The following is a 25,957-nucleotide window of genomic DNA, read 5'->3' on the forward strand; positions in this document are numbered from 1 at the left end:
CCAATCATTAGCAAACAACATTTTTATACTAACTAATAACAAGAGAACAATGAAAACCAAGAACATTCTCATCGCAGCCATTGCTGCAACAGCACTCACATTCACCGCATGCGGCAACAAGCAAGCCAAGAACGCGGACAGTTCTACAACCGCCGAACAGACTTCAGGCGTACTCGGAATAGACAGCCTGCTGGCCGATGCCGAAGCATTGGCCAATCAGGAAGTGACCGTCGAAGGCGTATGCACGCATGCCTGCAAGCACGGTGCCACCAAGATTTTCCTGATGGGCAGCGACGACACGCAGACCATTCGTGTGGAAGCAGGCGAACTGGGTTCGTTCGACACGAAATGCGTCAACAGCATCGTGCGTGTGAAAGGTACGCTCATGGAACAGCGTGTGGACGAAGCCTACCTGCAAAAATGGGAATCTCAACTGAAAGAAGCTTCTGCCCAAAAGCACGGCGAAGAGGGTGAAGGCGGATGCAGCACCGAGAAGAAAGCACGCAACGAAACGGCCAACACGCCCGAAGCACGCATCGCCGACTTCCGTGCCAAGATAGCCGACCGTCAGGCAAAAGAGGGGAAAGCCTATCTGTCTTTCTACTACATACAGGCCACCGGCTATGAGATTCAGTAAGTCGCCGACGGAAGAAGGCATACCGAACGTCAAGAACGAGCGGCAACGCAACACTCAAGGCAAGGCCGGCACGCTTCTGCGCAAGTGGTGCCGCCTTGTGCACCGCGACGTGTCGTTCTTCTTCTCGGGGATGGTGCTGATATACGCCATTTCGGGCATTGCGATGAACCACCGCAGCAGCTTCAATCCTCACTACTCGATAGAACGACAGGAGTACAAGCTGACCGAGGCGCTTCTCCCGCAAGCGGATATCCGCAAGGAGGATGTGCTGAAGTTGCTGGAACCCATCGACGAAGCAGGCAACTACACCAAGCATTACTTCCCCAAAGAGGGCGAGATGAAGGTGTTTCTGAAAGGAGGTTCCAACGTGATGATAGACCTTGCCGACCGCCACGTGGTGTATGAGAAACTGACACGCCGTCCGTTGCTGAGCGCCCTGACCAAGCTGCACTACAACCCCGGAAGCTGGTGGACACACTTCTCCGACTTGTTTGCGGGAGGACTTATCCTCATCACGCTGACAGGCCTCATCATGCTGAAAGGCCCGAAAGGATTGTGGGGACGCGGAGGAATAGAGTTGGCGGCGGGGATATTGATACCGCTGCTGTTTCTCTTTCTCTAAAGCCTCTCTCCCCGTCTCCTGTCCCATAGGGAGGGGGGAGGGGGTTCGGACTGTCTGATCCCTGCAAGGAGCATTTTATCCTTGCAAGGGCAATATGTATAATATGTAACATGAACTTTTTTATTTCATCTCCTTTCCTACTCTTTTCCCTCTCCCCTCCCTATGGGGGAGAGGCCGGGGGAGAGGCCGGAGTTTCTTTAATCAATGGAAAATATCATTGAATGCAATAACCTGACGCACTACTACGGCAAACGGTTGATATACGAGAACCTCAGCTTCAGTGTTCCGCAAGGGCGCATTCTGGGGCTGCTGGGGAAGAACGGAACGGGCAAGACCACCACCATCAACATCTTGAGCGGCTACCTGACGCCCCGTTCGGGACAATGTTTCATCTTCGGAGAGAACATACAGACCATGCCGCCGGCCTTGCGCCGAAACATCGGACTGCTCATCGAGGGACATGTGCAATACCAGTTCATGACCATCCGCGAGATTGAGCGGTTTTATGCCGCCTTCTATCCCGGACAGTGGCGGAAGGAGGCCTACTACGACCTGATGAACAAGCTGAAAGTGGCGCCCAAGCAGCGCATCTCGCGCATGTCGTGCGGACAGCGCTCGCAAGTGGCGCTGGGTCTGATTTTGGCACAGAATCCGGAGCTGCTGGTACTGGACGACTTCTCGCTGGGACTCGACCCCGGCTACCGCCGCCTCTTCGTAGATTACCTGCGCGACTATGCCCGCTCGGAGAACAAAACCGTCTTCCTGACCTCGCACATCATTCAAGACATGGAACGCCTGATAGACGACTGCATCATCATGGACTACGGCAGCATCCTGATTCAACAACCCGTCAGGGAACTGCTCGACACGATACGCCGCTACACCTGCACCGTGCCCGAAGGCTATACCTTGCCGGAGGATGCGGACTTCCATCATCCCGCCGTGATACGCAACACGCTGGAGACATTCTCCTTCCTCACTCGGCAAGAAGTGGAAGCCCGGTTCGCCGCCCTGCAAGTGCCCTACAGTCAACTGAAATGTGAAACCGTCAATCTGGAAGACGCCTTCATCGGCCTCACCGGGAAATATTAAGAAAGAAATGAACGCTATATTTTATAAAGAATGGATTAAGACGCGCTGGTACCTGCTGCTCGCCTTCTTCGTCACCACGGGCTTTGCCGGATACTGCATGCTGCGCGTCAATCGCGTGGTCGAACTGAAAGGCGCCGCCCACGTCTGGGAGGTGATGCTGATGCGCGACGTCATCTTCGTGGACTTGCTGCAATACATCCCCCTGCTGGCGGGCATCTTGCTGGCGTTGGTGCAGTTCATCCCCGAGATGTATCACAAATGCCTGAAGCTGACGTTGCACCTGCCCTATCCGCAACTGCGGATGATAAACCTCATGCTGCTCTACGGCCTGCTGGCACTGACCGTCTGCTTTGCCGCGAACTTCCTGCTGATGTTCGTCTATCTGCAGGGCGTGCTTGCCTCCGAGCTCTACACGCGCATCCTGCTGACGGCCGCCACTTGGTACGTGGCCGGCCTCTGCGCCTATTCGCTCACGGCATGGGTGTGCCTGGAGCCTACCTGGAAACGGCGGGTGTTCAATCTGGCGGTGACGCTGTTGCTGCTGCGCATCTTCTTCCTCTCCTCCGAGCCCGAGGCATACAACGGTTTTCTGCCGTGGCTTGTCGTCTACAGCCTGCTGTGCGTCAGCCTCTCGTGGATTTCCGTCCTGCGCTTCAAGGCGGGCAGGCAAGACTGACCTCACCCCATTCAATCATTAAAGCATAACAAAGAGATGAAACGTTTTAGTCAACTATTCCTATACCTCACGGTGGCGTTGTTGCTCCTCTGGCAACTGCCGTGGTGCTACGCATTCTTCGCCTCCAAGCCTTCGCGCACGCCTTTCGCCCTATACAGTTGCGTGATTGGCGACTTCCTCTCCATCGGTTACGACGAGGCCACCGGCATGATACGGCGCGATCGCTCGGGCAACAATTATACGCAGGAACAGACAGACAGCATCCTGCCCCTGTTCTACGTCCGGCAACTGATGGCCGACGAGCGCTTCCCCGACACTCTGAAGGGGGTGCCCGTCACACCGCGCGAGGTGCAGCGCACCAACTTCAACTTCCGTGTATCGGCGTCGGAAGTCAATACCGCCGTCGTCCCCTTGTATCCGTTGTTGGAGAGCATGTCGAAGCGGGTGGACCTGGCCATGCCGGATGATGTATTCCGCATCACCCCGAGAGGCATTGAGTTCGTTGTGATGGACAGTAACAGCGTGGACAAGGCGAAGAGCGCGAAGTTTACGGAGGCGCTCGTGAAGAAAGGCTTCCGCTTTCCCGCCTCTCGTATAGCCGGCAACCCAAACCCTCGGAAAGAATACGATGAAGGATACCTCATTCTGGACGATGAGGGCAAGCTGTTCCACCTGAAGCAGGTTCGGGGCCGTCCCTACGTGCGCGCCATCCCCCTGCCCGAAGGACTGCACGCCAAATACCTTTTCATCACGGAGTTCTCCGACCGCAAGACACTGGGATACCTCACCGATGCCGACCATTCCTTCTACGTATTGATGAACAAGACCTACGAAGTGATAAAGACCGGACTGCCCTCCTACAATCCGGAGACGGACAAGCTCACCATCTTCGGCAATATGTTCGACTGGACGGTTTGCGTTGTGACGCCCGAGGCGGAAGAATACTATGCGCTGTCTGCCGACGACTTCTCGCTCATCGACTCGATGCGCATCCCGATCTCCGACGGCCCGATGCCCGGACTGCACTTCACCTCGTACACGGATAAGTACGTCAAGCCGCACTTCTTCTGACAAGCACTGCTTGCTTGTTCTCCATAAGATACAACGTTTCCCTGAAAGGGCGATGGATGCCGAAAGCTCACACTCACTTTCGCTGTTGCATATCGCCCGTGTAAGGGAAACGTTTATTTTTGTCTGCATAATCACTTAAACCAATCGAGAGATGATCTATTTTTTACCAAGTTTTAGGCAGGCGGGCCATACAATTGAGCCCGGCATAGAGCAACCTGCCGGGAAAAAACGGAAGCCGGTTCCGATGCTTTCCGTTTGTGCCGAGCAGGCACCCCGTGGCGTAAGTCGTTCCACGGCGGAAAATTACCGTACGGCAGTGCGCTCCTTCATCCGCTTCTGCGGCAACACAGATGTCCCCGTATCGGCGCTCAACGCCGACAATGTGCGCCGCTACGAGCGTTGGCTGCAAGACCGTGGCGTATGCCCCAACACCTCCTCGTGCTACATGCGCTCCTTGCGCGCCATCCACAACAAAGCGGCCTCGAAGCGGCTCGTGAAGGACAGGAAGCCCTTCAAGGGCGTGTTCACGGGCAACTCTCCCACGGTGAAGCGCGGCATCACCACAGGGGAGTTGCGCAGGCTCAAAAGCCTCTCCCCCGCAGGAGGCGGGGCAGAGGCCGGGGAAGCCGGGAGGAAGCGGACAGCCGTGGAGGCTGCGGCCCTGGACTTCTTCCTCTTCTCGTTCTACGCCATGGGCATGCCCTTCGCGGACCTGGCCGGCCTCCGGCGCCCGCAGGTCAGGGACGGGGTGCTTACCTACCGGCGGCGCAAGACCGGCCGGCAGGTCAGGGTGACGCTGGAACCCTGCATGCTCGACATACTGGACAAGTATGCGACGCGGGAGTCGGACTACCTCTTTCCCATATTATATAAGATGAAAGGCGGTGAGAAAGACCGGACGAAAGGCGGTGATACGGACAAGGGGAAAGACGGCGGTAAGGGCAGGACGAAACGTGGAAATCCTGTGGAAGTCTCCTACTCCTCGGCGCTGAACCGCTACAACCGCGCGCTCAAGACCCTTGCCCGTGAGGCGGGAATAGCGGTGAACCTGACCTCCTACGTCGCCCGCCACTCCTGGGCGAGCATCGCCTACGAGGGGAACGTCGACCTGCCCGTCATCTCCAAGGCATTGGGGCATACCGACACCAAGACGACACTCATATACATCGGGGAGATAAACGACACGCGGCCGGCATCGGCCAACCGCAAACTGCTGGAAGAGGTTTTCCCGTCCTGAAAGGAATTGCCATATCCCGGGGGATCCGCCATGAAAGAGAACCCCCTTTCCACACCTCTTGGCAAGAGGTGTGACCCCTCCCGTAACTGCCTGCAAATAAAAGGCTTTTATTTAATATATACAAATATTTGTGAGAAAAAATGCATCCCCGCCCCGTGCAAACGACTGCACCGTGATGTTTACAACCCCAGGTCCGGCCCTCCTGCCGCAAGAGGCCGGAACCTGCCGGCCGTCCCGCCTTTCCTTCCCTTTCCCCCGAGTGGAAATTTCCTTATGCCTTTTCCCGTCCCCCACACCTCTTGCCAAGAGGTGTGACTCCCGGAACACCTGCCCGAAGCCGCCCCGACAAGGACATGACAGGTCCCCGGACAAGCGGACGGGCGGGCGGACGGACAGCCGGTACGGTTACCCGTCCGAGAGATGAAAAAGATGTATAACCCTTATTCACAGGCAATGAAAAGACCCTTCCTCCTCCTGCTTTTCCTGCTTTCCCTGGGGCATTCCCGGGGACAGGAATCCGACTTCCGCCGCGGCACGGATTCCGTGCGCGTCTATTTCCGTCAGGGCGAATCGCGCCTCGACCCCTATTTCCGTGAGAACGGCGCGCGCGTTCGCGCCTTCACCGAACGTTTCAGTGCCCTGCTCCGGGACCCCTCGCGGCGCATACGGGGCCTGCGGGTCACCGCAGGCGCCTCCCCCGAGGGAAGCACGGCATTGAACCAGCGTCTCTCCGAGCGGAGGGCCGAGGCCATCCGGCAGCTGGTCTCCGGCTACTTCCCCCATGAGTTCGGGTGGCTCTCCACCGTGCCCAAGGGCGTGGACTGGCAGGGACTGGAAAAGCTCGTGCTGGCGGACGAATACATGCCTTACCGCCACGAAGTGCTCGACATCCTCCGTTACACCCCCGAGTGGGTCACCGCCGGCGGCAAGGTGGCCGACGGCCGCAAGCGCCGTCTGGCCATGGCGGGCGGGGGCTACGCCTGGCGCTACATGGAGAGCCGCTTCTTCCCCGAGCTGCGCGCCTCCACCCTGCACGTGTGGTACGAGACAGAGGAGGCGCAACAGGCCGTGAAGGACACCGTCTACATCCTCCCGCCCGAACAGGCTGAGGCCGTACCAGCGCCGCAGGATCGCAGACCTTTCTACATGGCGCTGAAGACCAACCTGCTCTATGACGCCCTCGCCGTTCCCAACATCGGGCTGGAGTTCTACTTGGGCCGCGGCTGGTCGGTAGCCGGCAACTGGATGTACACCTGGCTCAAGAGCGACAGCCGCCACCGTTACCACCGCATCTATGGCGGCGACCTCGAGCTCCGCCGCTGGCTGAGCTACGGCAAGAAGCCGCTGACCGGGCACCACATAGGGCTTTACGGCCAGCTGCTGACCTACGACTTAGAGTGGGGCGGCAAGGGCTATCTGGGCGACCGCTGGAGCTACGGGGGCGGCATCGCCTACGGCTACTCCGCCCCCATCGGACGCAGGCTGAACCTCGACTTCAGCATCGGCATCGGCTACTTGGGCGGCGAATACTTCGAGTACATCCCCAAGGGATGGTGCGAGACCCACCGGAAAGAGTGCTACCTGTGGCAGGCCACCCGGCAGCGCCGCTGGTTCGGCCCCACCAAGGCCGAGGTGTCGCTGGTATGGCTGCTGGGACATGATAACGTAAACACGAAGAAAGGAGGCAAACGATGAAAACCGAGAATATGATGAAAACCGGAAGACACCCGCTCACGTCCCGCCCGCTGCGGGCCCTCGGCACCGCGGGCGCCGCCGTAGCGCTGACACTCTGCGCGGCCCTGATTGCCGCGCTCATCACCGGCACACTCTCATCCTGCGACCACAAGACTTTCTGCGACCCCGAGCCGGCCGTGTCGAAGGTGCATGTCGTCTTCGACTGGCGCAAGGCTCCCGGAGCGGCCGTCACCGGCATGAGCCTCTATCTCTATCCCACGGCCGGCGGTGAGATGCTGCGCTACGACTTCGACAACGCCCTTGGCGGCGTGGTGGAGATCCCTCCCGGCAACTACCGGGCCCTGTTCCTGAACAACGACACGGAGACCACGCTGCTGCGCGGCACCGACGCCTACGGAACCTTCGAGGCCTACACCCGTCCCTCCTACCTGCTCGAGCCGCTTGGCATACAGAGCAGCCCGTCGGAGGCCAACCCCACGGGCGAGGAGGTGGCACTGCCCACAGACCCCGTATGGGGCGGCCGGGACGGGGCTGTGGAGGTGCCCGCGGCAAAGGCCGTCGGCGAGGGGGCATACGACCATCAGCTGACGTTCTATCCCGAGCGGGAGACCTCGCGCTACACGGTGGAGGTGCGTAACGCCGAGAACCTGCGCTACGTGTCGGCCCTGAGCTTCTCCCTGTCGGGGCTGTCGGGCAGCATGGCCCTGGCTTCCGACGCCCGCTCGCCGCTACGCACCACCATCCCGTTCGAGGGGCGCACCAACGCCGACGCCGGCACCGCCACGGGCCATTTCCACGCCTTCGGCCTCCCGTCCTCGGGCAACAAGCTGCGCACGCTGGTGATATACGTCATCCTCACGGACGGGAGCAAGCAGTTCTACTCGTTCGACGTGAGCGGCCAGGTGAACGACGCCCCCGACCCCCTGAACGTGCGCATAGTGATAGACGGGCTGAAGCTGCCACACCCCATAGTGGAGCCGGGAGGGGGAGGTTTCCAACCCTCTGTGGACGACTGGGTGGGCGAGACGATAGAGATGGAGATGTAGCCGCCGTCCGGCCCTCGGCCGGAGGTCAGGTGTCAGGTATCAGGTGTCAGGTATCAGGTGTCAGGTATCAGACGTAAAACCTAAAAGACCTAAAAGACATAAAAGACATGTATGTGATGTGGTTCTCTATTATATGAATTAAGACCATCGGTCATTGATTGTTTTATCTTTATTAATTAACCCTTTTATTAATCATTTAAAATTAACAAGAACATGAAAAAGAATGTATTGTTTTTAGCTGCGGGCCTGCTGGCGTTCGCCTCCTGCTCGCAGGACGAGACCACGGGTCTGGACAAGGGCGGCGCCATCAAGTTCCGCCCCAACGTGGGCAACGTGACGCGCGGCCCCATCATCACCACGAGCAACATCGCGGCCTTCAAGGTGAGCGCGTCCATCGCGGCCGCCCCCGCCAACTTCTTCACCGACCTGCAGGTGAACAAGGCCGGTACCGTGTGGAACACCGCTCAGACCTATTACTGGCCCGGCACGGGCACACTGCGCTTCTTCGCCTATGCTCCGGTGGACGTGACCACCGTGGCCATAACCCCCGGGGCGCAGACCATCAACAACTTCTCGCCGACGGCCGCCGTAGCCTCCCAGAAAGACGTGGTAGTGGCCTACAATACCGGCACGAAGGCCGCCAACGAGGCGAGCGGCGTGGCGCTGACCTTCAAGCACATCCTCTCGCAGATCGAGGTGAAGGCCGAGATGGACGCCGCCGCCGTTGGAAGCTATGAAATTAAGGTATTGGGCACGAAACTGGGACGCATCCCATCCACGGCGAACTTCACCTTCCCCGCCTCGGTGGTAACGGGTACGCTGCCGCAAAGCCAGTGGTCCGCCGCCGCCACTCCGGCGGACTACGGCACGATGCTGGACGCCGCCGCCACACTGACGGCCGCCGCTCAGAAAGTCACCAAGGACAACTTCCTGATGATTCCGCAGCAGCTGACCAAGTGGACGGGAGGAAACACGGCCGACGGCGCCTACATCGCCGTGCTTTGCCAGATCTCGAGCAAGAACGGGGGAAACACCACGCAGATCTTCCCCAAGGTGTCGGGCAAGTACGCCTACGCCGCCGTGCCGGTGAACACCAACTGGCTGCCGGGCAAGAAGTACACCTACAAGCTGAAGTTCTTGGGCAGCGGCGGCGCCGGACACGTAGATCCGAACCAGACCAACCCGGACGATCCGAGCGACCCGAACGTGGACACCACGCAGAACAACGGCGGTGACCCCGTATTGGGCGGTGCCATCAAGTTCACCGTGACGGTTGAGGACTGGGACGAGCTGGCCGAGGAGGAAATAAGCCTGTAAGAGCCTGTAAGAGGATGCCCGCCACGGGCACATGACCCACATCGACAGGACGGCGGGGGTTGGACCGGCCCGGGACAAGCGGCCGGGGAGGGCGCAGGCCCTCCGTCCCCCGGCGTCCACAAAGCCTGAAGCCTCTCCCCCGTCCCCTCCCACATAGGGAGGGGGGGAGAGAATCACTTTCAACTAATCACCAATCGTTAAATAATTATGAGAACTATGAGATTTATTCGCCCGGTCACGACCTCCCGGCTGCTGTCGGGCGTTGTGCTTGCGCTTCTGTCCGCGCTGCTGTTTGCGGCCTGCTCGGACGAGGAAGACGGCGGAGGCCTGCGGGGCAGGACCATCGGGTTTGAAATGACCGCACCGCAAGGGGCGGAGGAGACCGGTACGAAAGGAGCCGCCACCCGGGCGGCGGCCGACACCCTGCCACGGGTGGAGATAACCGCCATTGAGGGAACCACCGACGAAGAGGGAAGACAGCTGTACCTGCACACGCTCACGGAAGAGGACATGGCGGCAGATGACGCAAGGGAGGCCGATGCCGGCGTTGCCGGGGAAAGCGGCGGCGCAACCACCAAGGCGGCACCGGTGACTACCGCCACCATGCACGCCGACGCCACGGTGTTCGCCGCCGTGTACCCGTCCGCCGACACGTGGAACAACACCGTTGCCCCTAACTACTTCTTCGACACGCAGGTGAAGAAGTCGGAAAGCTGGGCGACGACCTACTACTGGCCGGGCACGAACAAGCGGGTGGCGTTTTTCGCCTACGCCCCTCACCACTGCGCGGGCGTTACCCTGACCACGGGCATCGCCACGCCCGGAGCACCGGCATTCAGCTACACCGTTCCGGCGGCCGTGGCCGCCCAGACCGACCTGCTGACGGCCTCGTCGGTGGACGTGGCGGGCGTGCTGCATGCGCCGGCGCCGCTGACATTCAGGCACGCGCTGACGGCCGTGCGCTTCGAGACGGGCAACCCGCTCCTGCCGGGGACGGTGACCAAGATAACCCTCAAGGGGGTGTACGGTACGGCGACGCACCGCATAGGGGAAAGCACATGGAGCGGGTACTCGGGCACAAAGGATTTCGCGCAGACGCTTGCCGTGGTGACGCCCGACCCTAATGTGGCGGGAACGGAGATTACACAGCCGTCGGCCACGTTCATGATGCTGCCGCAGACGCTGCCCGCGAATGCGAAGATAGAGGTGGTCTACACCGACAAGCTGACGAACATGCAGCGCACGCTCACGGCAAGCATAGCCGGTAAGGTGTGGGGCATGGGCAAGACTGTGACATACCGCATCAGCACAAACAGCATCGTGGTGACGCCTATACTGACGGTGACGCCCCCGGCGGACTTTGAGTACACGGGCGGCATGAAAGGCTACACGGTGACAAGCTACCTGGAGGTGACACGCCCGGGAGACCCGACAAAGACCGTACCTGCCCCGTGGACGGTGGAGTACTCCACGGACAACGGGCTGAACTGGAGCAATACTAGACCGGCGTGGCTCATGTCCTTCACCGAAAGCGGCGCGGGCGGAACCTCGCCCTCTACATACACCGCCACCGTGGCGGCACAGGTGAACAGCGCCTCGGCCAACCCGCACACCGAAGCACTGAAGAATGCCTCACCGGTGAACGACGGGACAAACACCAACATATACGACCTCTCCACCCACGACGGGCAAGGAAACATCGCCCCCATGCGTACGGCCAACTGCTACATAGTGAACGCCGCCGGGAGGTATAAATTGCCGCTGGTGTACGGAAATGCCGTGGATTACGTCAAGGTGCCCGGCACGGGCAACAACACTTCCGCTTACACATCTACGGCAAGCGGAGGCAATGTGCTGAAGCCGTTTATCAACCACCGAGGAGCAGGTATTACCTCCCCGTATATTTACAACAATGCAAACTGCACTCCCGATAACTGCACGCTCATCTGGCAGGACGAGCCGAACCTTGTTACGAACGTGGCCCTCTCTTCCGACGGGCACTACCTCGAGTTTACTGTGGGGCAGGCCACCATTCACCAAGGCAACGCCGTGGTGGCGGTGCGCAACGCATCGAACACCGTGCTGTGGAGCTGGCACATCTGGGTGACGGACTACAAGCCCGGAACAACGGGAACAGCCACACCCGACAAGGAAATAACCAACCACCAGGGTAAACATTATAAGATTATGACCGTCAACCTCGGTTGGTGCGACGGAAAGGAGGAGACCTACGCCGAACGCACCGTACAAGTACGCTTCAAGCAGAAGCCTACGGCAGGATACACGCCGGCGGCGACACAAACCATCACAGTGAAACAGAAAGCGCATACCATTGCGGAACTTGGGAACAATACCTACTTCCAGTGGGGACGCAAAGACCCGTTCGTGGGGGGTATACTCGACGGCTCCACAATGAAGAATAAGACATGGTATGATGCATTGGGGACATCCCACACCGACGAGCTTCCTCCGACAAGCAACTTCTCATACAATAATGCCTGCATCACCTCAGGCATCACCCGGCCTAACACGTACTGTACGAATTATTACATGGATTATAAATACGCCAACCTCTGGAGTGCAAACAACACCATTTATACAAATAACGACAACCCTGTTGTAAAGACCATCTACGACCCTTGCCCCGCAGGCTACAAAATGCCTCCGGGCAATGTTTACACCGGTTTTACTACAACGGGACAATACGCGGGCTACTCGTCACAATTCAATGTGCAAGGACCTTGGGACAACGGTTGGAACTTCTATTGCGACCCAAGTAAGACCCAAACCGTCTTTTTCCCTGCGTCGGGCTATCGGGCCAGCAATTCCGCAGTGCCCATCTTCGTGGGGAGCTACGGCTACTGTTGGTCGGCGGGGCCGAGCAACACGTACTACGGGAGGTACCTGCACTTCTGCCTGGGCTACGTGCACCCGCTGAGCAGCAACGTATTTCGGAGCAACGGCTACGGGGTGAGGGCGGCCCAAGAATAAAGGGAGCGAAGCGACCGCGTCAATTATTATTTGTAAGGATTATTCTGCTATCGTGCAATCTGAGGTAACAAGCAAATTTATCGGTGTATGCCGTCTGAAGAAGAGAGTTATCTCATAAACAGGATGCTCCGATGATACGGAAATAACAACTTTATATGTGCGTATTATGCTGACAATGAAACATATACAAACCCGGTTGCGGTATGCGTATCTACCTGCCCGTGACATACGTATCTCAATGGTCACGACATACGTATCTCATGAGGCACGACATACGTGTCTCGTCATGCACGACATACGTATGTCACCGCCAACGACATACGTATGTCATCGCGGGGTATGAACCGAAGAAAGAGAGTCATCCGAAAGGATGTAGTATATTTTTATTAACCATTTAACAAATAGGAGATCAAACTATGAGTGTAAATTACAAATTAGTGCGGAAGAAAAATCCGCAAAAGAAAAGCGAACCTGCCAAATGGTATGCCACGCCCAACAGCGCAAAACCGTTGGCGCAGAAAGCCATGACCCGTGCCGCCACGGAGAACACCACCACGGCGCCCATCGAGATGGAGGCCGCCATGGAGCTGCTGGCAGCATTCATCCCGCAACAGCTTCAGCAGGGTCACACGGTGAACGTGCCCGGAATGGGTACATTCCGCCTCACCTTCAAGAGTGAGGGCGTGGAAGACATCGACAAGTTCAATGCCGGGCAGATGATAAAATCGCCCCGCATCGTCTTCACCCCCGCCAAAGAACTGCGTGAGAGAACTCTGCAAGGCATCAGCTACGAGAACGGCGGCGTACTGGAAAACAAAATCAACTACGCCTCGCTGGCGGACTACCGCAAAGCGAAAGGGATTCCCGAACCTACGCCCGGCGGCACAGGCGGTAGCGGCACGGGCGGCGGTACTCCCGGCGGCTCGGGCGGCCAAGGAGAGAATCCGCTTGGTTAGCGGTTGTTAGCGGTTAGTGGTTAGTTGTCAGTGGTGAGCGATTAGTGAGTGGTGAGTGAAAAACAGAAAGCTTCAAAGCCACACGAACAGCGCTCACCACTTATCACTCACCGCTCACCGTTCACCACTCATCGTTAACCGTTCATCACCCATCGTTAACCGCTCATCGACTAACCGTTAAACACTACTACCATGGCCCCCTATCGAACTATCAAAAGAATACGTGCGGCGAAATTCCGCAAGAGTTGCCTGATAAACATCGACATGACGGGCGAGGCATTCACGGCCTATGACCGCTCGGCCTTGATATTGCACGCCATATATCCGCAACTGCCCCTCCGACATGTGGTTTGCGGAGATGGACAGAAGCATCCGATGGTGACGGACATCCCACAGAAAATCATCCTCGAGGTGTGCCGCAGATACCGGTTAGTGGATGCGACGGCGAGGCTGATAAATGGGGGTTAGGAATCACTAACTCACCAATGCCTTTCGGGATACAGGTCGTTCCACCACGCCGGGCTGTTCTGCAGCCAGCGGGCAAACCATGCCATGATGGAGTTGTGCCACAACACGCGCTTGTCGTAGTCGAGGATGAAGTGGTTTTCGCCTTCGACGGTGATGAGCTCTACCGGTTTGCCCAGAATCTTCAGGGCGTTGTACATCTGGATGCTCTCGCCGATGGGCACATTGGTGTCCGCCGTGCCGTGCAACAGCAAGAGCGGAGTCTTGATTTTGTCGGCATTGAACAAGGCGCCGTGCTTGGTGAAGAGGTCGGGGTTGTTCCACGGATAACTCTCGGCGGCGGCCACGGAGTTGTACGAATATCCCCAATAGCCTTCGCCCCAATAGCTGGCCACGTTGCTGATGCCGGCATGCGAGGCGGCGGCGGCAAAGAGGTCGGTCTTGGTCTGCAGATACATCGTCATGAATCCGCCGTAGGAAGCTCCCAGACAGCCGATGCGCTTGGCGTCGACAAAGGGGTGGGCGGCGCAGAACTTCTTGGTACCCTCGATAATCTCGTCGGCCGTGCGGTCGCCCCAAGCGTTGACGTGGCGGGCCGAGAATTCCTGCCCGTAGCCGATGGTGCCGCTGGGCTGGAGGACGTAGACCACATAGTTGCGCGAGGCAAAGAGTTGGGGGGAGTAGGGCGAGGTGATGCCGCGCGTGGAGGGCAGCGTTCCGCCGTAATAGTAAACGATAAGCGGGTATTTCTTTGCCGGGTCGAAAGAAGGAGGCAGGCACATCATGCCCCTGATTGTCGTGCCGTCTGCCGCCGTAAAGTCCCACTCTTCCATCTTGCCCAATTCTATCTTCTCCAAGATGAGGCTCATGGGATTGGCAAGCAAAGCGGAGGTCTGCTTTTTGGCATCATACATGTAAGCCGCTCCCGTGCCGGTGTTTCCTCCTCCCACATAGGCGGCAACCGAAGGATTGTCTTCGGCCAGTGAGAAATTGTAAATCACATCTTCCTCAAGTGGCAGTTTTTCGAACCGGCGGGTCTTCAAAGAATAGCGATAGATGTTCCGGCAGTCTCCGTCGGTGGTATTGAAATAAATGCAACCGTCCACACGGTTCCACTGCAAGGGAGTTACTGTCGGGTTGAAGTCTCGTGTGATAGGGTCTAACTTCTGCGTTGTCAAGTCCAAGATGAATGCTTGTGTGTCGAAGCTGTTGGCAATGGGATGAGGGTCACAATTGCGTCCGATGCCTCCGAGGGCATCCGGCCCGCCGGTCAGCAGCAGCTTCTTGCCGTCGGGAGAATAAGAAGCCCCCCCTATATAAGCGTCCCAGCCCACCAAAGTATCGGTCTTCAAAGTGGACAATTCTATCTCGAACAAAGAAGAAAGCGAGAACGGACACTCGGTGATGTTCGATTTGGATGTACTGCACAGCAGCTTCTTCCCGTCAGGAGAAATATCGTTCAGATAGACGCTGTGGCTGCCATAAGTGAGGCGTTCGGAAAGTCCCGTCGACAAATCGTACTTCATGAGATAATAGCGGTTGCGCGAATCGGGTATGCGGTCGTCCGGATGCAACAGTCGCTTCAACGGCCCGGCGACCTTTTCGCCTTCATCCGTCAGCGTATAAATGAGGCAGTCTTCCGTAGGCGACCAAGTGAAGTGCTCTTCGGGAACGTTCTTCAACAAGACTTCCTCGCGCATGGTGGCGGGGTCGAACACCACCAAGTCATTCTGCTCTTTACCCACAACCGTATAATAAAGCTTATTGCTTCGTGGCATCCAACGCATACGCTCGTTGGCGCTGGGCAATATCACCCGCCCGGTCTTCACCTCGGTCAGCTCGCAACGGGTTTTGGAACGCTTCACGCCATAGTTGTCGGAGTAGCAGGTCAGCAGGTATTTGCCGTTGGGCGAAAGGGAGACCCACCTCACCCGCGAGCCGAAGTTGGTCTCGAACAAAGAGAGGCGCCGCTGCAAGTCGGGCGCCATCCGGCAAACGACCTCGGCAAAGTCTTTCTCTTTCTCGAACTCGCACTTCAGCATCGGCTGCATCTTATCGTCGGCCGAAGAGAGCAGCTTGATGACCACCACGCAGTCTGCTTCCGGCTCCATGCGCAGGCTCACTACGGAGGGGCGCACCTGCGACAGGCTGTCTTCCGCCGTGTCTTTGGACTGCCGCGATTCACCGTTGACGAACACCTCGAAGCGGACGGGCGAATAGACGTTCAGCTTGCCTTTCAGGAAACGTTCCGCCCGCAGATGGGTGGAAAACAGGTAGACCAGATGGTCTTTATCCGCCTTCGCCACGGTGACGTAGCCTGCGGTGTCGGCAGAGACGCGCTCGGAGGGATGTGCGTCGAAATCGAGACTGATTTTCGTCTTCAGCAGGTCGGCAGGCGTAAACCTTTCTCCCTTGAAGTTGATGCTGTCTCCCTGTAGGGGAGTTCGTACTGCAACGGCAGGACGTACTTTGTATTCGGCAACTCTTTCTTGTGCCCGGACTGCCAATCCCGCCATCAGGAGCAGCCCCGATAAAATCATAAGTCTTTTCATCGCTATTCAGTTATAAGATTCGTTTCAAAACTCTGCCACAAGCCGTCGGAGGCGGGGGTGGGCGCTTCTATCTCTATCCGTTCCTTGGACACCGGATGCACGAAACGGATGCGCCGCGCGTGCAGGCTGATGCCGCCGTCGGGGTTGGAACGCGGAAAGCCGTATTTCAAATCGCCCTTGATGGGGCATCCCATCTTTGCCAGCTGGCAGCGTATCTGATGATGGCGCCCGGTCTTCAGGTCTACCTCCAGCAGGCAGTAGCTCTGCGAATGCCCGATGAGCCGGTAGTGCAGAACGGCTTTCTTGCCGCCCGGCTTCTCGCGGTCGTAGGCATAGCTCTTGTTCTGCTTCTCGTTGCGCACCATGTAGTGCACCAGCTCCCCCTCGTCTTGGGGAGGCGGGTTCTTCACCACCGCCCAATAGGTCTTCTTCACCTCGCCGTTCTTGAACATCTCGTTCAGCCGCGAAAGCGCCTTGCCGGTCTTGGCAAAAACGACAAGACCGCTCACGGGGCGGTCCAGCCGGTGGGTGACACCGATAAAGACATTGCCGGGTTTCTGATACTTCTCTTTCAGATACCGTTTCACGGTCTCCGAAAGCGGCGTATCGCCCGTCTTGTCTCCCTGAACTATCTCGGAAGCGGTCTTGTTGACTATAATGATATGATTGTCCTCGTATACGACAGTCATACGGCAGCTTGTTTACATGTTCATACCCCCATCTATCTGGATGACTTGCCCCGACACGTAGGATGACATATCGGAAGCCAGGAAAGTGGCTACGTCGGCCACGTCTTCGGGCGTACCGCCCCGACGCAAAGGAATCTTCTTGGCCCATTCGGCCTTTACCTCATCGGACAAGGCATCGGTCATGGCCGTCATGATGAACCCCGGCGCAATGGCGTTGGCACGGATGCCGCGCGAGCCCAGCTCTTGTGCGATGGACTTGGCCAAAGCAATCATACCGGCCTTGGAAGCGGCGTAGTTGGCTTGCCCCGCATTGCCGTGGACACCCACCACCGACGCCATGTTGATGATGCTGCCGGCTTTCTGACGCATCATAATGGGCGTGCAGGCGTGAATGAAGTTGAATGCCGACTTGAGGTTTACGTTGATGACCATGTCCCATTGTTGTTCGCTCATGCGCATCATCAGTCCGTCGCGCGTGATGCCGGCATTGTTCACCAGAACATCGATGCGTCCGAAGTCTTTCTGAATGGTTGCCACCACATTGGCTGTGTCTTCAAAATTGGCGGCGTTCGACGCGTAGGCCTTGGCTTTTACGCCCAATGCCTCCAACTCTTTCACCGTGGCCTCGGCATTCTCGTCAATCACCAAGTCAGTGAACGCAACATCAGCTCCTTCTTGAGCAAACTTCAACGCGATGGCTTTGCCAATGCCGCGAGCGGCACCGGTGACAATGGCTGTCTTTCCTGTTAATAATCCCATATTCTTCAATTATTTATGATTTGTTTATAAGTTTTTCTTCCCCAATGCACTGAGCACCATGCGGCTCACATAGTCTCCGCGGACCTCGTCGTCCAAATCGGCGCCTATCCAGCCGCGAATGTAGGGCACTTCTATCCCTTTCACGCTATAATGCACGATGGCGGCGGTCATATCGATGTCATCAATCTGAAACACCCCCTTTTCCACGCCTTCGCTGAGCACGTCTTTGAAGAGCTGTATCTCTTTCGCGTCAAAACGCTTGCGCACTTTCTCCACTCTCCATATATCCCTGAAGAAGTTGGCCCGCAGCGTCCCGTTGCGAAACACCACCTCTTTCACCGCATCCAGACGGGTGTATATCATTTCCATCATTTTCTCATCCGGCGAGATGTCTTTCTCCGCCACACGCTTCATCATATCCGAAAGGATGTCCAGTTCCGACTCCACAACAGCCATGTAAATATCTTCCTTGCTCTTGAAATAGGTATAGAGCGTTCTTCTGCCTTTCTTGGAAGCGAGGGCGATATCGTTCATCGTGGTATTCTCGACGCCCATCTTTGCAAACAGCTGGCGGGCGACATCCACTAATTTAGCTTTTGTCTTCGATACGGTCATAGTTTGATTGCACATAGCTTGATTATTTGAGCAAAAGTAAGACATTTCTACATATCTCACAAGGAACAGGAAAAATAATATGCGTTTTATTTGCAGATTAGAAATAAAGCCGTACCTTTGCGACCACAAAACAACAACATCGCGGAGTGGAGCAGTGGTAGCTCGTTGGGCTCATAACCCAAAGGTCGTCTGTTCGAATCAGGCCTCCGCAACTAAAGTGAGGATAAACCTTTTCGTTTCAAGGGTTTATCCTTTTCTGCTTTTAAAAGGTCGGACAAAAGTCGGACAAGAAAGAGGCAGCCCGTGCAACCGGGTTTTCGTGCGGCTTTCCTATTTTTGTGCAGTCTTCCTATTTTCGTGCTGCTTCCCCCCCCATATTTCGCCTTTCGGTAGGTTATTGCTAAGCATATATAGGTATTGCTAAGCATATGAAAATAAGCAAGTCTTGGAAGCTGCGTGTCGTATTTGAACGGATAGGCGGCAAAGGTATTGCTAAGCATATAAAATAAGCAAGTCTTGGAAGAGTTGCCTCTTTCAAGACTTGCTTTCGGCGTTGGACTACCAGGATTCGAACCTGGACAAACAGAACCAAAACCTGTTGTGCTACCATTACACCATAGTCCAAACTTCTGTGCTTTCTGTTAAAAAGCGGTGCAAAGATAGAAGTCTGTCCCGAAATATCCAAATATTCCAGGACTATTTTTCTATAGCTTCCTTATTTGGCGAAGATTAAGTAGTAATTTTTCTTTCCGCGTTGCACCAATAGATACTTATTGTTCAGCAAATCGGCTGTTGTAAGCATATGGTCGAAAGTGGTCAGCTTCTCTTTGTTCAGCGAAACACCGCCGCCTTGCACCAGCTTGCGCATTTCGCCCTTGGAAGTGAATACGGGGGCGTTGTCCACAAGGAAGTCTACTGCCTTTACGCCGGCAGACAACACGTCGCGCGACACCTCAAACCGGGGGACACCCTCGAACACGGCCAGCAGCGTATCTTCGTCCAACTTTTTCAGGGCTTCGGAAGTGGCGTTGCCGAAGAGTATGTTAGAGGCCTCTACTGCTGCATTATAATCTTCTTCGGAGTGAACCATGATGGTTACCTCCTTGGCCAGACGCTTTTGGAGCACGCGCAAGTGAGGAGCTCCGGCATGCTCTGCCGTTAAGGTTTCTATCTCTTCTTTCGGCAATGAAGTGAAGATTTTGATATAGCGTGCCGCATCTTCATCGCTCACGTTGAGCCAGAACTGATAGAATTTATAAGGAGAGGTGTAGCGAGGGTCGAGCCATACGTTTCCCGATTCTGTTTTTCCGAACTTGCCGCCATCGGCTTTCGTAATCAACGGACAGACCAATGCGAACACTTCACCGCCATTGGTGCGGCGAATCAGTTCGGCACCGGTCGTGATGTTCCCCCACTGGTCGGAACCGCCCATCTGAAGCTTGCAGCCTTTGGTCTCATATAAATGCAGAAAGTCGTAGCCCTGCAACAATTGATAAGTGAACTCCGTGAACGAAAGACCGTCGCGGGCTTCACCGTTCAGGCGTTTCTGTACCGATTCTTTCGCCATCATGTAGTTCACGGTGATATGCTTGCCTACTTCGCGGGCAAAGTCAAGGAAGGTGAACTCCTTCATCCAGTCGTAGTTGTTCACTAATTCCGCCTTGTTGGGTGCGTCGCTCTCAAAGTCAAGAAATTTGGCCAACTGTTTCTTGATGCATTCCTGATTGTGGCGGAGGGTTTCTTCGTCCAGCAGGTTGCGCTCCGCCGACTTGCCCGACGGGTCGCCTATCATGCCTGTTGCCCCTCCCACAAGTGCCAAAGGCTTGTGGCCGCAACGCTGTAAATGGCGCAACATCATTACGCCGCACAAATGGCCGATGTGTAAAGAATCGGCTGTAGGGTCAATACCTACGTATGCCGTAACTTGCTCTTTAGCCAATAGTTCTTCGGTGCCCGGCATCATCGTGTGCACCATTCCACGCCATTTTAGTTCTTCTACAAAATTCATCGAATGATTATCTTATTAAATTGTTTTCGCAAAAATACGACACTTTCTTTGAAGATACAAACTCTTATTGTTTAAAAAAGAGTTTGCTGACATTTCTTTCTACGGTCTTTTTCAGCTCGCAGGAGCTGACGCCTCGCAACGCGGCGGCTCGTGCGTAGAGTTTGTCAAGGAGAACTGTGCTTTCGTCCGTTTCGATGAGCAGACGGTCGGCAGGCATCAGTCGAAGAGCCTCTTCCTGATATTTTTCTCCGAAGGAAAGATAAAAGCCATGCCGCAGAAAATCCGCTGCCAATGCCGCTTTCCCGCGGAATCCGTGTATTATCCACGGATTGGCGGGAAGTAGCGTACGCTTCAAAGCCGATACTTCGGCAACAGCCTTCACTAAGTGAATCACCAAAGGTTTGTGGACTTTCATGGCCAAGCGTGCCTGAAGCTCGAAGACTTCCATCTGCAGAAACAGGGGAGCCGCCGTCAGTTTGTCTAATCCTGCTTCGCCCACTGCCAACACTTGGGGATGTCGCACCACGGCTTCAAGGCATTCCATGCGTTGGCTCAGGGTGGGGTGGGAGGAGGATGCTTCGGGGTCAATATGAAGAGACCAAGGATGTATTCCCACCGAATACCATCCCCCTTCTTGCGGAAGAAACGTTTCGGGGCTGCAGTTTACAATTGCCTCTCCGGGTGTTTGCGGCAGTCGGTGCGTATGTATGTCGAGGGGTATATTCATGGCACGGGGTCATAACCGGAGCCTCCCCAAGGGTGACAGCGCAGAATGCGCCTCACGGCGAGATACAGCCCTTTGAAAGGTCCATGCTTTTTGATGGCTTCTATGGCATATTGAGAGCAGGTGGGAGTAAAACGGCACGATGGAGAGGTCATGGGTGAAATGAACTTCCGGTAAAAATAAATGGGAAGCAGCAACAGATATGAAAGTAGGCTTCTCATGGCTCCGATGACGTTACTTTTTCGGCGATGTGAGCCAAAGCTGTTTTGAGGCGGGTTTCAATGAGGGAAGAATCTTCAAGGCGGTCGGAAAGGTAGATGAAAGCGATGGCCAGACGGCATTGTCTCTCGGCCAGAACGCTCAGCAGCTCATGTTTATTGGCGCGATAGGCCTCGCGTATCTGACGTTTCACCCGGTTGCGTTTCACCGCATGCTTGAAACGGCGTTTGGAAACACTCACCAAGATGGAAGCCGTCGCTTCCAATTCTTCTACCGGCAGATATACCACGCGCAAGGGGAAGATTGAAAACGAATGCGAGCCTCCCGCAAACATCTTCTCTATCACTTTCTTCTTGTCCAACCTTTCGGATTTGTGCAGAGTATTTGCCACTTTATTATAGAATTTCATAGGTTATAAAATCAAATTACGAACCATGAATTACGTATGCACCATTGTCTTCACACACTATGCTTCCGTAATCTGTGGTTCGTAATTTGCTGTCTCTTACCAATAAGGGGATTATTTCCCTTTATTGTTCTCTTTGATAAACATATCAAGGGCTGCCGTCATCGAAGGTGCTTGTATGCTGGGCGCTTCCAAGTCCAAACGAAGTCCGGCGTCGCGGACAGCCTGAGCGGTGGTGGAACCAAACGTGCCAATCTTGATTTCTTTTTGGTCAAAATCAGGGAAATTCTTCTTCAAGGAGGTGACGCCCGCCGGACTGAAGAATACCAGCATGTCATAGTCGAACGTCTCGTCTGAACCGAAATCATTGCTGACAGTGCGATACATCACCGCTTCGCTGTGTTGCAGTTTGTGCTTGTCCAGCATATTCTTTATATCGTCATTATGTACATCCGACATCGGTATCAAGTACTTTTCAGCTTTATGCTTTATCATGGAAGGTATCAAGTCGTCTATTTTCCCTGTATTGCCAAAGAAGATTTTACGTTTGCGATATTGTACATACTTCTGTATATACAAAGCAACGGCCTCCGTCACACAGAAATACTTCATGGTTTCAGGGACTGTCACGCGTAAATCGCTGCAAAGGTGAAAGAAGTGATCGATGGCATGGCGCGAAGTGAAAATAACGGCAGTATGATCAAGAATAGAAACTTTCTGCTGTCTGAACTCTTTCGCTGAAAGGCTTTCCACTTTGATAAACGGGCGAAAATCTATTTTCACACCATACTTTTCGGCGATGTCGTAGTAAGGAGATTTCTCCGATGCCGGTTTAGGCTGCGACACAAGTACTTTCTTAATTTTCAACGTCCTAAAATTTTATTATCAAATAATCATTTAATAACACCATGCCTTGATATAGAACGAAACAAGGTGTAATTTCAAGGGCACAAAAGTACAAAATTAAAGGTAAACAGCCATGTAAATCTTGATAAAAAAGTTTTATCCATTTGTAAAACATCAATATTTTAGCAAAAAAGGCCAAAATAAGCCCGATTATTATTGCGGAATATAGGCTTAAGTCGAAATAAACAATGAAAAGAGTAAAGGGAAAAAGGATAAAACCGATGTAATAAAGTAGTGTGGAGTAGGATTCCAACCAAAGCGATGTGGTATTTCCGTCAAAAAAAATCCAACCCAATAAGGAGTAAAGCAGCCATTTCATTACTATGTAAAAAATACATATTCCGATATATACGGCAAGTAAGATTCCGGGATAAATATGATGTACAAGTTCCGGCCGCATATCATTGAAATAATTAAAAATGCATACACCGGCCAGCACACAAGTCTGCAATATGAGCAACAGCATATAGCGCATGTCGGCTGCGGTAGAGGTGGCAAAGATGCTGGTACGCTCGCGGTGGAACAGGAAATCTTTCACCAGCTGGGCCAGAAACTTACGGCTACGCGACAAGACGTAGGCCGACAGAAAGAAGCAGCACAGCAGAGTAATGGTGATGCTGTTGTCCATCTGCGGAGAGTATGGAAGGGGAATTCCTTCCGTTGCCGTTACTGCCCAAATCATCAATATCTTTGTCATATGGCCTCGGATTTACGAATGGAAATATTCCATAGGAGGAATGTGTATATCAGGCGCAGGCGTTTCCGCCCCGACAAAGTGTCTGTCTTGCGGGCTGCGTTGAAATAAGCAGGGTTTGTTTTTGTGCCCGATGCACAATATACGCATACGGAATCTATCTTCTTCATCGTTTTGTTCCAACCTTTTGGGCAGATGCTGCAAAGGTACATGATTTCAAGGAAATCTGAAACGATTCGGAGTATCAATTCACAAAAGTGTGATAGTGTAATGATTATTTGTCATTTAGGAATTTTCCTCGACAAAGAAGTCGATAAATCGGGAACCCCCTGTCAGAACACATTCCGGAGGGGGTAGGAACAGTATACTACTGATGTACTTTCAGCATACGACTGATCCTACATCAGTATACGACTCATGTAGGATCAGTATAGTACTTATTCTTCCTTCTCTTTTTTGATAGGTTTCCGGAGCTCTTTTAAAAGGCTCATCCGACATTTCGAGTGATACGGCAGTCGTGTAGTGCATAAAGCCTAAGCTCAAAGTATCGTTCATCCCTGAATCCGTACGCATTCCTTTTCATTACTTTTATCTTATTGTTGATGCCCTCCACTTTGCCGGTAGAGATATGGCAGTCGTACCATGCGAGTATTCCCGTTCGATGCGCCATAATGGTTGCAGCCATTTTCATCAGCTGTGGCACTTCGCTCTCTTTAGCCTGGTTTACCCAATCCAGCATTACTTTCTCCGCCTCTTCCTTGTTGATCTGTGTCCAAAATTCCCGGAGCTGCTCCTTGAGGTAATATGCCTGCGAGAGAGGCTTGTTCATGTCCAGAGCATTGTCAAGCCTCGTTTTATATTCCTTGTCAAAGATGTCCTCACCATTGCTTAACAGGAGGTATCTCGTGCCTTTCCTCTAAAAAGAAAAATCTCCATCTATTATATATCCATATTTAACCGATTCGTATTCCTTTGGTTATATTATAGCTTGTAAACTTTTCCCATAAGTCTCTTTAGACGACAAGTATTTTGTCGTCTGTACTAATAAAGTTTTTTACTTTCCTCTTCAGCCTGGAAGGACTACGCCGGTGTCCAATCCCTCTATGGATGCAATAATTTTGTAAACGCGCTCATGTGGCGGCACAAAGGTAATTATGTTGTCTATAGAGGTCTATCGGAATGGTCTATCCGACCAATAACGATTCTAATTCCCGGATTTTATTTTGCCATTCCGCCTCCTTTTCAAGACGCTTGAGATAAACATCCATAAAATCCTCTTCTTTTGTCAGCATGTGCCATACCGCGACTAATAACTTTCGGGCGATGGCTACTTGTATCTTCATCTTGTTCTTATGCCGTTGGGTGCATTGCACGCAGCTGAAGTTTGAGGAAAAGCAGTTTCGGGTTCTTGATGCGACCCGGGATATTTCAACCAATATCTGACGCAGAAATCGGTTCCCATGCGTCGTCCTGTTACTCTTGACTTTATTGTTGCTTATATCATTGCGTGGTTTCAATCCACACCATCCAACAAGATTTGTTGCTTTTTCAAACGGTTTCATGTCAGCCCCGGTCTCCGCAATTATAGCTGAAGCTGTGCGTTCTTTAACACCGGGGATGCTCTGTAGACGTTTGAATTGTTTCGGGCAATGCTCCTGACACATGGCAATGAGAGCATTCCTGCATTCTTCGATTTGTCGCCCGATTACGTCTATAAGCTCTGCGTATTGCTTTAATAAACAGATGTCTGCCTGGTGAAAGTCACCCGTTACGGCATCCTTTATGATGTTAAGTCCGTATTTACGTAGAGTTTTTCCATGAATGAGTTTCACCAACTCCTCAGGGGCTGTTATCCCGGTTATTATCGCACGGACGCACTTCTGATAACTTTTTCCATTGACGCGGGATACATAGTTACTTAACCGGAAACCACATCGCTGTAAAGCAGCGTCCAATTTATTGGTGTTATACGTCAGGTCTTCATTCAGGTCGAAGATGCGACGGTTATACTTGCGCATATCCTGCACGGTCTTCTCCGGCACAAAACTTCCCCGAATCAGATGCTTCAACAGACACTCCGCTATCCATTGGGCATCTTTCACATCACTCTTGCGACCGGGAAGCTGCTTTATAAAATAAGGATTTACCAATTTGAGCGACATGCTATCGCACAAGGCATTCCACACCGGAACCCAATAGGTCGAAGTGCTTTCCATTGCCGCCTCTGTCACCCCATGAGGAACCATATCCGAACACATAAGTTGCAAATCCGGAGTTAATGTGCCATAAACATTTGCAAAAATAACGGTCTCTGCAGTGTCCAACACACAGAGATAAACTGTATCTTTGTGCACATCGAGGCCGGCCACGATTCTGTCTTTGTCCATATTTGAGATTTTTTAGTTACACTCTTTAAATATAGGACATTCGTAACAATTAAACGAAGCATGAAGCTGAGTTTGTGGGCCGGCCTCGGTTTTTATTACGCCGGTATAGAAAAACTCGATTTTTCTATATAATTTTGTATTCCTCACGGGTGCATTTGTGATTGTATAGCCCCCACGCATGATATAGAAAACT

At 54.1% G+C, this 25,957-nt stretch carries 25 protein-coding genes and 2 tRNA genes; 13 read left to right on the forward strand and 14 right to left on the reverse strand.

Annotated elements, in window-relative coordinates; genetic code table 11:
* Nucleotides 1-49: 49 nt before the first annotated feature.
* The 12 genes from C4H11_RS09120 (at nucleotide 50) to C4H11_RS09175 (ending at nucleotide 13,808) form a co-directional block, all read left to right on the forward strand.
* Nucleotides 50-637, forward strand: coding sequence for a hypothetical protein (locus tag C4H11_RS09120; RefSeq protein WP_106041387.1), 588 nt, complete (start codon nucleotides 50-52; stop codon nucleotides 635-637).
* A complete protein-coding gene (locus tag C4H11_RS09125; RefSeq protein WP_106041389.1) occupies nucleotides 624-1,259 on the forward strand; it encodes a PepSY-associated TM helix domain-containing protein in 636 nt (211 codons plus the stop codon). The genes C4H11_RS09120 and C4H11_RS09125 overlap by 14 nt, the downstream gene beginning before the upstream one ends.
* A 204-nt stretch (nucleotides 1,260-1,463) precedes the next feature.
* A complete protein-coding gene (locus C4H11_RS09130; protein WP_106041391.1) occupies nucleotides 1,464-2,351 on the forward strand; it encodes an ABC transporter ATP-binding protein in 888 nt (295 codons plus the stop codon).
* A 7-nt stretch (nucleotides 2,352-2,358) separates the two neighbouring features.
* Nucleotides 2,359-3,027 carry a hypothetical protein gene (locus C4H11_RS09135; protein ID WP_106041393.1) on the forward strand — a complete coding sequence of 223 codons (669 nt, stop codon included), beginning with the start codon at nucleotides 2,359-2,361 and terminating at the stop codon, nucleotides 3,025-3,027.
* 36 nt (nucleotides 3,028-3,063) lie between these two features.
* Complete coding sequence (locus tag C4H11_RS09140; RefSeq protein WP_106041395.1) at nucleotides 3,064-4,098, forward strand: DUF4857 domain-containing protein; 1,035 nt, start codon at nucleotides 3,064-3,066, stop codon at nucleotides 4,096-4,098.
* 244 nt (nucleotides 4,099-4,342) lie between these two features.
* On the forward strand, nucleotides 4,343-5,335 hold the full coding sequence (locus C4H11_RS14665; protein ID WP_394336058.1) for a tyrosine-type recombinase/integrase: 993 nt from the start codon (nucleotides 4,343-4,345) through the stop codon (nucleotides 5,333-5,335).
* Between the two features lie 420 nt (nucleotides 5,336-5,755).
* On the forward strand, nucleotides 5,756-7,030 hold the full coding sequence (locus C4H11_RS09150; protein WP_234819813.1) for a DUF3575 domain-containing protein: 1,275 nt from the start codon (nucleotides 5,756-5,758) through the stop codon (nucleotides 7,028-7,030).
* The gene (locus C4H11_RS09155) at nucleotides 7,027-8,076 is read left to right on the forward strand and encodes a DUF5119 domain-containing protein (RefSeq protein ID WP_106041399.1); all 1,050 of its coding nucleotides are present in this window, start codon (nucleotides 7,027-7,029) and stop codon (nucleotides 8,074-8,076) included. Before C4H11_RS09150 ends, C4H11_RS09155 begins: the two co-directional genes overlap by 4 nt.
* Nucleotides 8,077-8,289: 213 nt before the next feature.
* Nucleotides 8,290-9,393 (forward strand): fimbrillin family protein, encoded by a 1,104-nt coding sequence (locus C4H11_RS09160; RefSeq protein WP_106041401.1) that lies wholly within the window; start codon nucleotides 8,290-8,292, stop codon nucleotides 9,391-9,393.
* Nucleotides 9,394-9,600: 207 nt separating this feature from the next.
* Nucleotides 9,601-12,384, forward strand: coding sequence for a fimbrillin family protein (locus C4H11_RS09165; RefSeq protein ID WP_129588296.1), 2,784 nt, complete (start codon nucleotides 9,601-9,603; stop codon nucleotides 12,382-12,384).
* 416 nt (nucleotides 12,385-12,800) lie between these two features.
* A complete protein-coding gene (locus C4H11_RS09170; RefSeq protein ID WP_106041405.1) occupies nucleotides 12,801-13,340 on the forward strand; it encodes an HU family DNA-binding protein in 540 nt (179 codons plus the stop codon).
* A gap of 192 nt (nucleotides 13,341-13,532) precedes the next feature.
* A complete protein-coding gene (locus C4H11_RS09175) occupies nucleotides 13,533-13,808 on the forward strand; it encodes a hypothetical protein (protein WP_106041407.1) in 276 nt (91 codons plus the stop codon).
* A gap of 11 nt (nucleotides 13,809-13,819) precedes the next feature.
* Here C4H11_RS09175 and C4H11_RS09180 read toward each other — a convergent pair whose 3' ends face one another.
* The 4 genes from C4H11_RS09180 to C4H11_RS09195 are packed head-to-tail and all read right to left on the reverse strand — an operon-like array spanning nucleotide 13,820 to nucleotide 18,420.
* Nucleotides 13,820-16,357 carry a S9 family peptidase gene (locus tag C4H11_RS09180; RefSeq protein WP_106041409.1) on the reverse strand — a complete coding sequence of 846 codons (2,538 nt, stop codon included), beginning with the start codon at nucleotides 16,355-16,357 and terminating at the stop codon, nucleotides 13,820-13,822.
* A 2-nt stretch (nucleotides 16,358-16,359) separates the two neighbouring features.
* The gene (locus C4H11_RS09185; protein ID WP_106041411.1) at nucleotides 16,360-17,046 is read right to left on the reverse strand and encodes an RluA family pseudouridine synthase; all 687 of its coding nucleotides are present in this window, start codon (nucleotides 17,044-17,046) and stop codon (nucleotides 16,360-16,362) included.
* 12 nt (nucleotides 17,047-17,058) lie between these two features.
* On the reverse strand, nucleotides 17,059-17,805 hold the full coding sequence (gene fabG / locus C4H11_RS09190; protein WP_106041413.1) for a 3-oxoacyl-[acyl-carrier-protein] reductase: 747 nt from the start codon (nucleotides 17,803-17,805) through the stop codon (nucleotides 17,059-17,061).
* Between the two features lie 24 nt (nucleotides 17,806-17,829).
* Complete coding sequence (locus C4H11_RS09195) at nucleotides 17,830-18,420, reverse strand: TetR/AcrR family transcriptional regulator (RefSeq protein WP_106041415.1); 591 nt, start codon at nucleotides 18,418-18,420, stop codon at nucleotides 17,830-17,832.
* Nucleotides 18,421-18,560: 140 nt separating this feature from the next.
* Here C4H11_RS09195 and C4H11_RS09200 point away from each other — a divergent pair.
* Nucleotides 18,561-18,632: transfer RNA gene (locus C4H11_RS09200), tRNA-Met, on the forward strand.
* Nucleotides 18,633-18,973: 341 nt separating this feature from the next.
* Here C4H11_RS09200 and C4H11_RS09210 read toward each other — a convergent pair.
* The 10 genes from C4H11_RS09210 to C4H11_RS09255 form a co-directional block, all read right to left on the reverse strand.
* A tRNA-Gln gene (locus C4H11_RS09210) sits at nucleotides 18,974-19,044 on the reverse strand.
* A gap of 91 nt (nucleotides 19,045-19,135) precedes the next feature.
* Nucleotides 19,136-20,428, reverse strand: a complete 1,293-nt coding sequence (gene tyrS / locus C4H11_RS09215) for a tyrosine--tRNA ligase (protein ID WP_106041419.1) — start codon at nucleotides 20,426-20,428, stop codon at nucleotides 19,136-19,138.
* A gap of 64 nt (nucleotides 20,429-20,492) precedes the next feature.
* Nucleotides 20,493-21,155: a TatD family hydrolase gene (locus C4H11_RS09220; protein ID WP_106041421.1), complete on the reverse strand. Its 663-nt coding sequence runs from the start codon at nucleotides 21,153-21,155 to the stop codon at nucleotides 20,493-20,495.
* Nucleotides 21,152-21,373: a membrane protein insertion efficiency factor YidD gene (gene yidD, locus C4H11_RS09225; RefSeq protein ID WP_106041423.1), complete on the reverse strand. Its 222-nt coding sequence runs from the start codon at nucleotides 21,371-21,373 to the stop codon at nucleotides 21,152-21,154. The genes C4H11_RS09220 and yidD overlap by 4 nt, the downstream gene beginning before the upstream one ends.
* Nucleotides 21,370-21,762, reverse strand: a complete 393-nt coding sequence (gene rnpA, locus C4H11_RS09230) for a ribonuclease P protein component (RefSeq protein WP_106043298.1) — start codon at nucleotides 21,760-21,762, stop codon at nucleotides 21,370-21,372. Before rnpA ends, yidD begins: the two co-directional genes overlap by 4 nt.
* Before the next feature lie 129 nt (nucleotides 21,763-21,891).
* Entirely contained in the window at nucleotides 21,892-22,644 is a 753-nt protein-coding gene (locus C4H11_RS09235; protein ID WP_106041425.1) for a uroporphyrinogen-III synthase, read from the reverse strand.
* 4 nt (nucleotides 22,645-22,648) lie between these two features.
* Nucleotides 22,649-23,380, reverse strand: a complete 732-nt coding sequence (locus C4H11_RS09240; protein WP_106041427.1) for a DUF4271 domain-containing protein — start codon at nucleotides 23,378-23,380, stop codon at nucleotides 22,649-22,651.
* Complete coding sequence (locus C4H11_RS14325; RefSeq protein ID WP_205729964.1) at nucleotides 23,377-23,547, reverse strand: hypothetical protein; 171 nt, start codon at nucleotides 23,545-23,547, stop codon at nucleotides 23,377-23,379. Before C4H11_RS14325 ends, C4H11_RS09240 begins: the two co-directional genes overlap by 4 nt.
* 317 nt (nucleotides 23,548-23,864) lie before the next feature.
* Nucleotides 23,865-24,272 (reverse strand): transposase, encoded by a 408-nt coding sequence (locus C4H11_RS09250; RefSeq protein ID WP_106041429.1) that lies wholly within the window; start codon nucleotides 24,270-24,272, stop codon nucleotides 23,865-23,867.
* A 289-nt stretch (nucleotides 24,273-24,561) separates the two neighbouring features.
* Nucleotides 24,562-25,764, reverse strand: coding sequence for an IS110 family RNA-guided transposase (locus tag C4H11_RS09255; protein ID WP_106041432.1), 1,203 nt, complete (start codon nucleotides 25,762-25,764; stop codon nucleotides 24,562-24,564).
* Nucleotides 25,765-25,957: the final 193 nt, after the last annotated feature.

The sequence above is a fragment of the Bacteroides zoogleoformans genome, assembly GCF_002998435.1.
GTDB classification, from domain to species: domain Bacteria; phylum Bacteroidota; class Bacteroidia; order Bacteroidales; family Bacteroidaceae; genus Bacteroides; species Bacteroides zoogleoformans.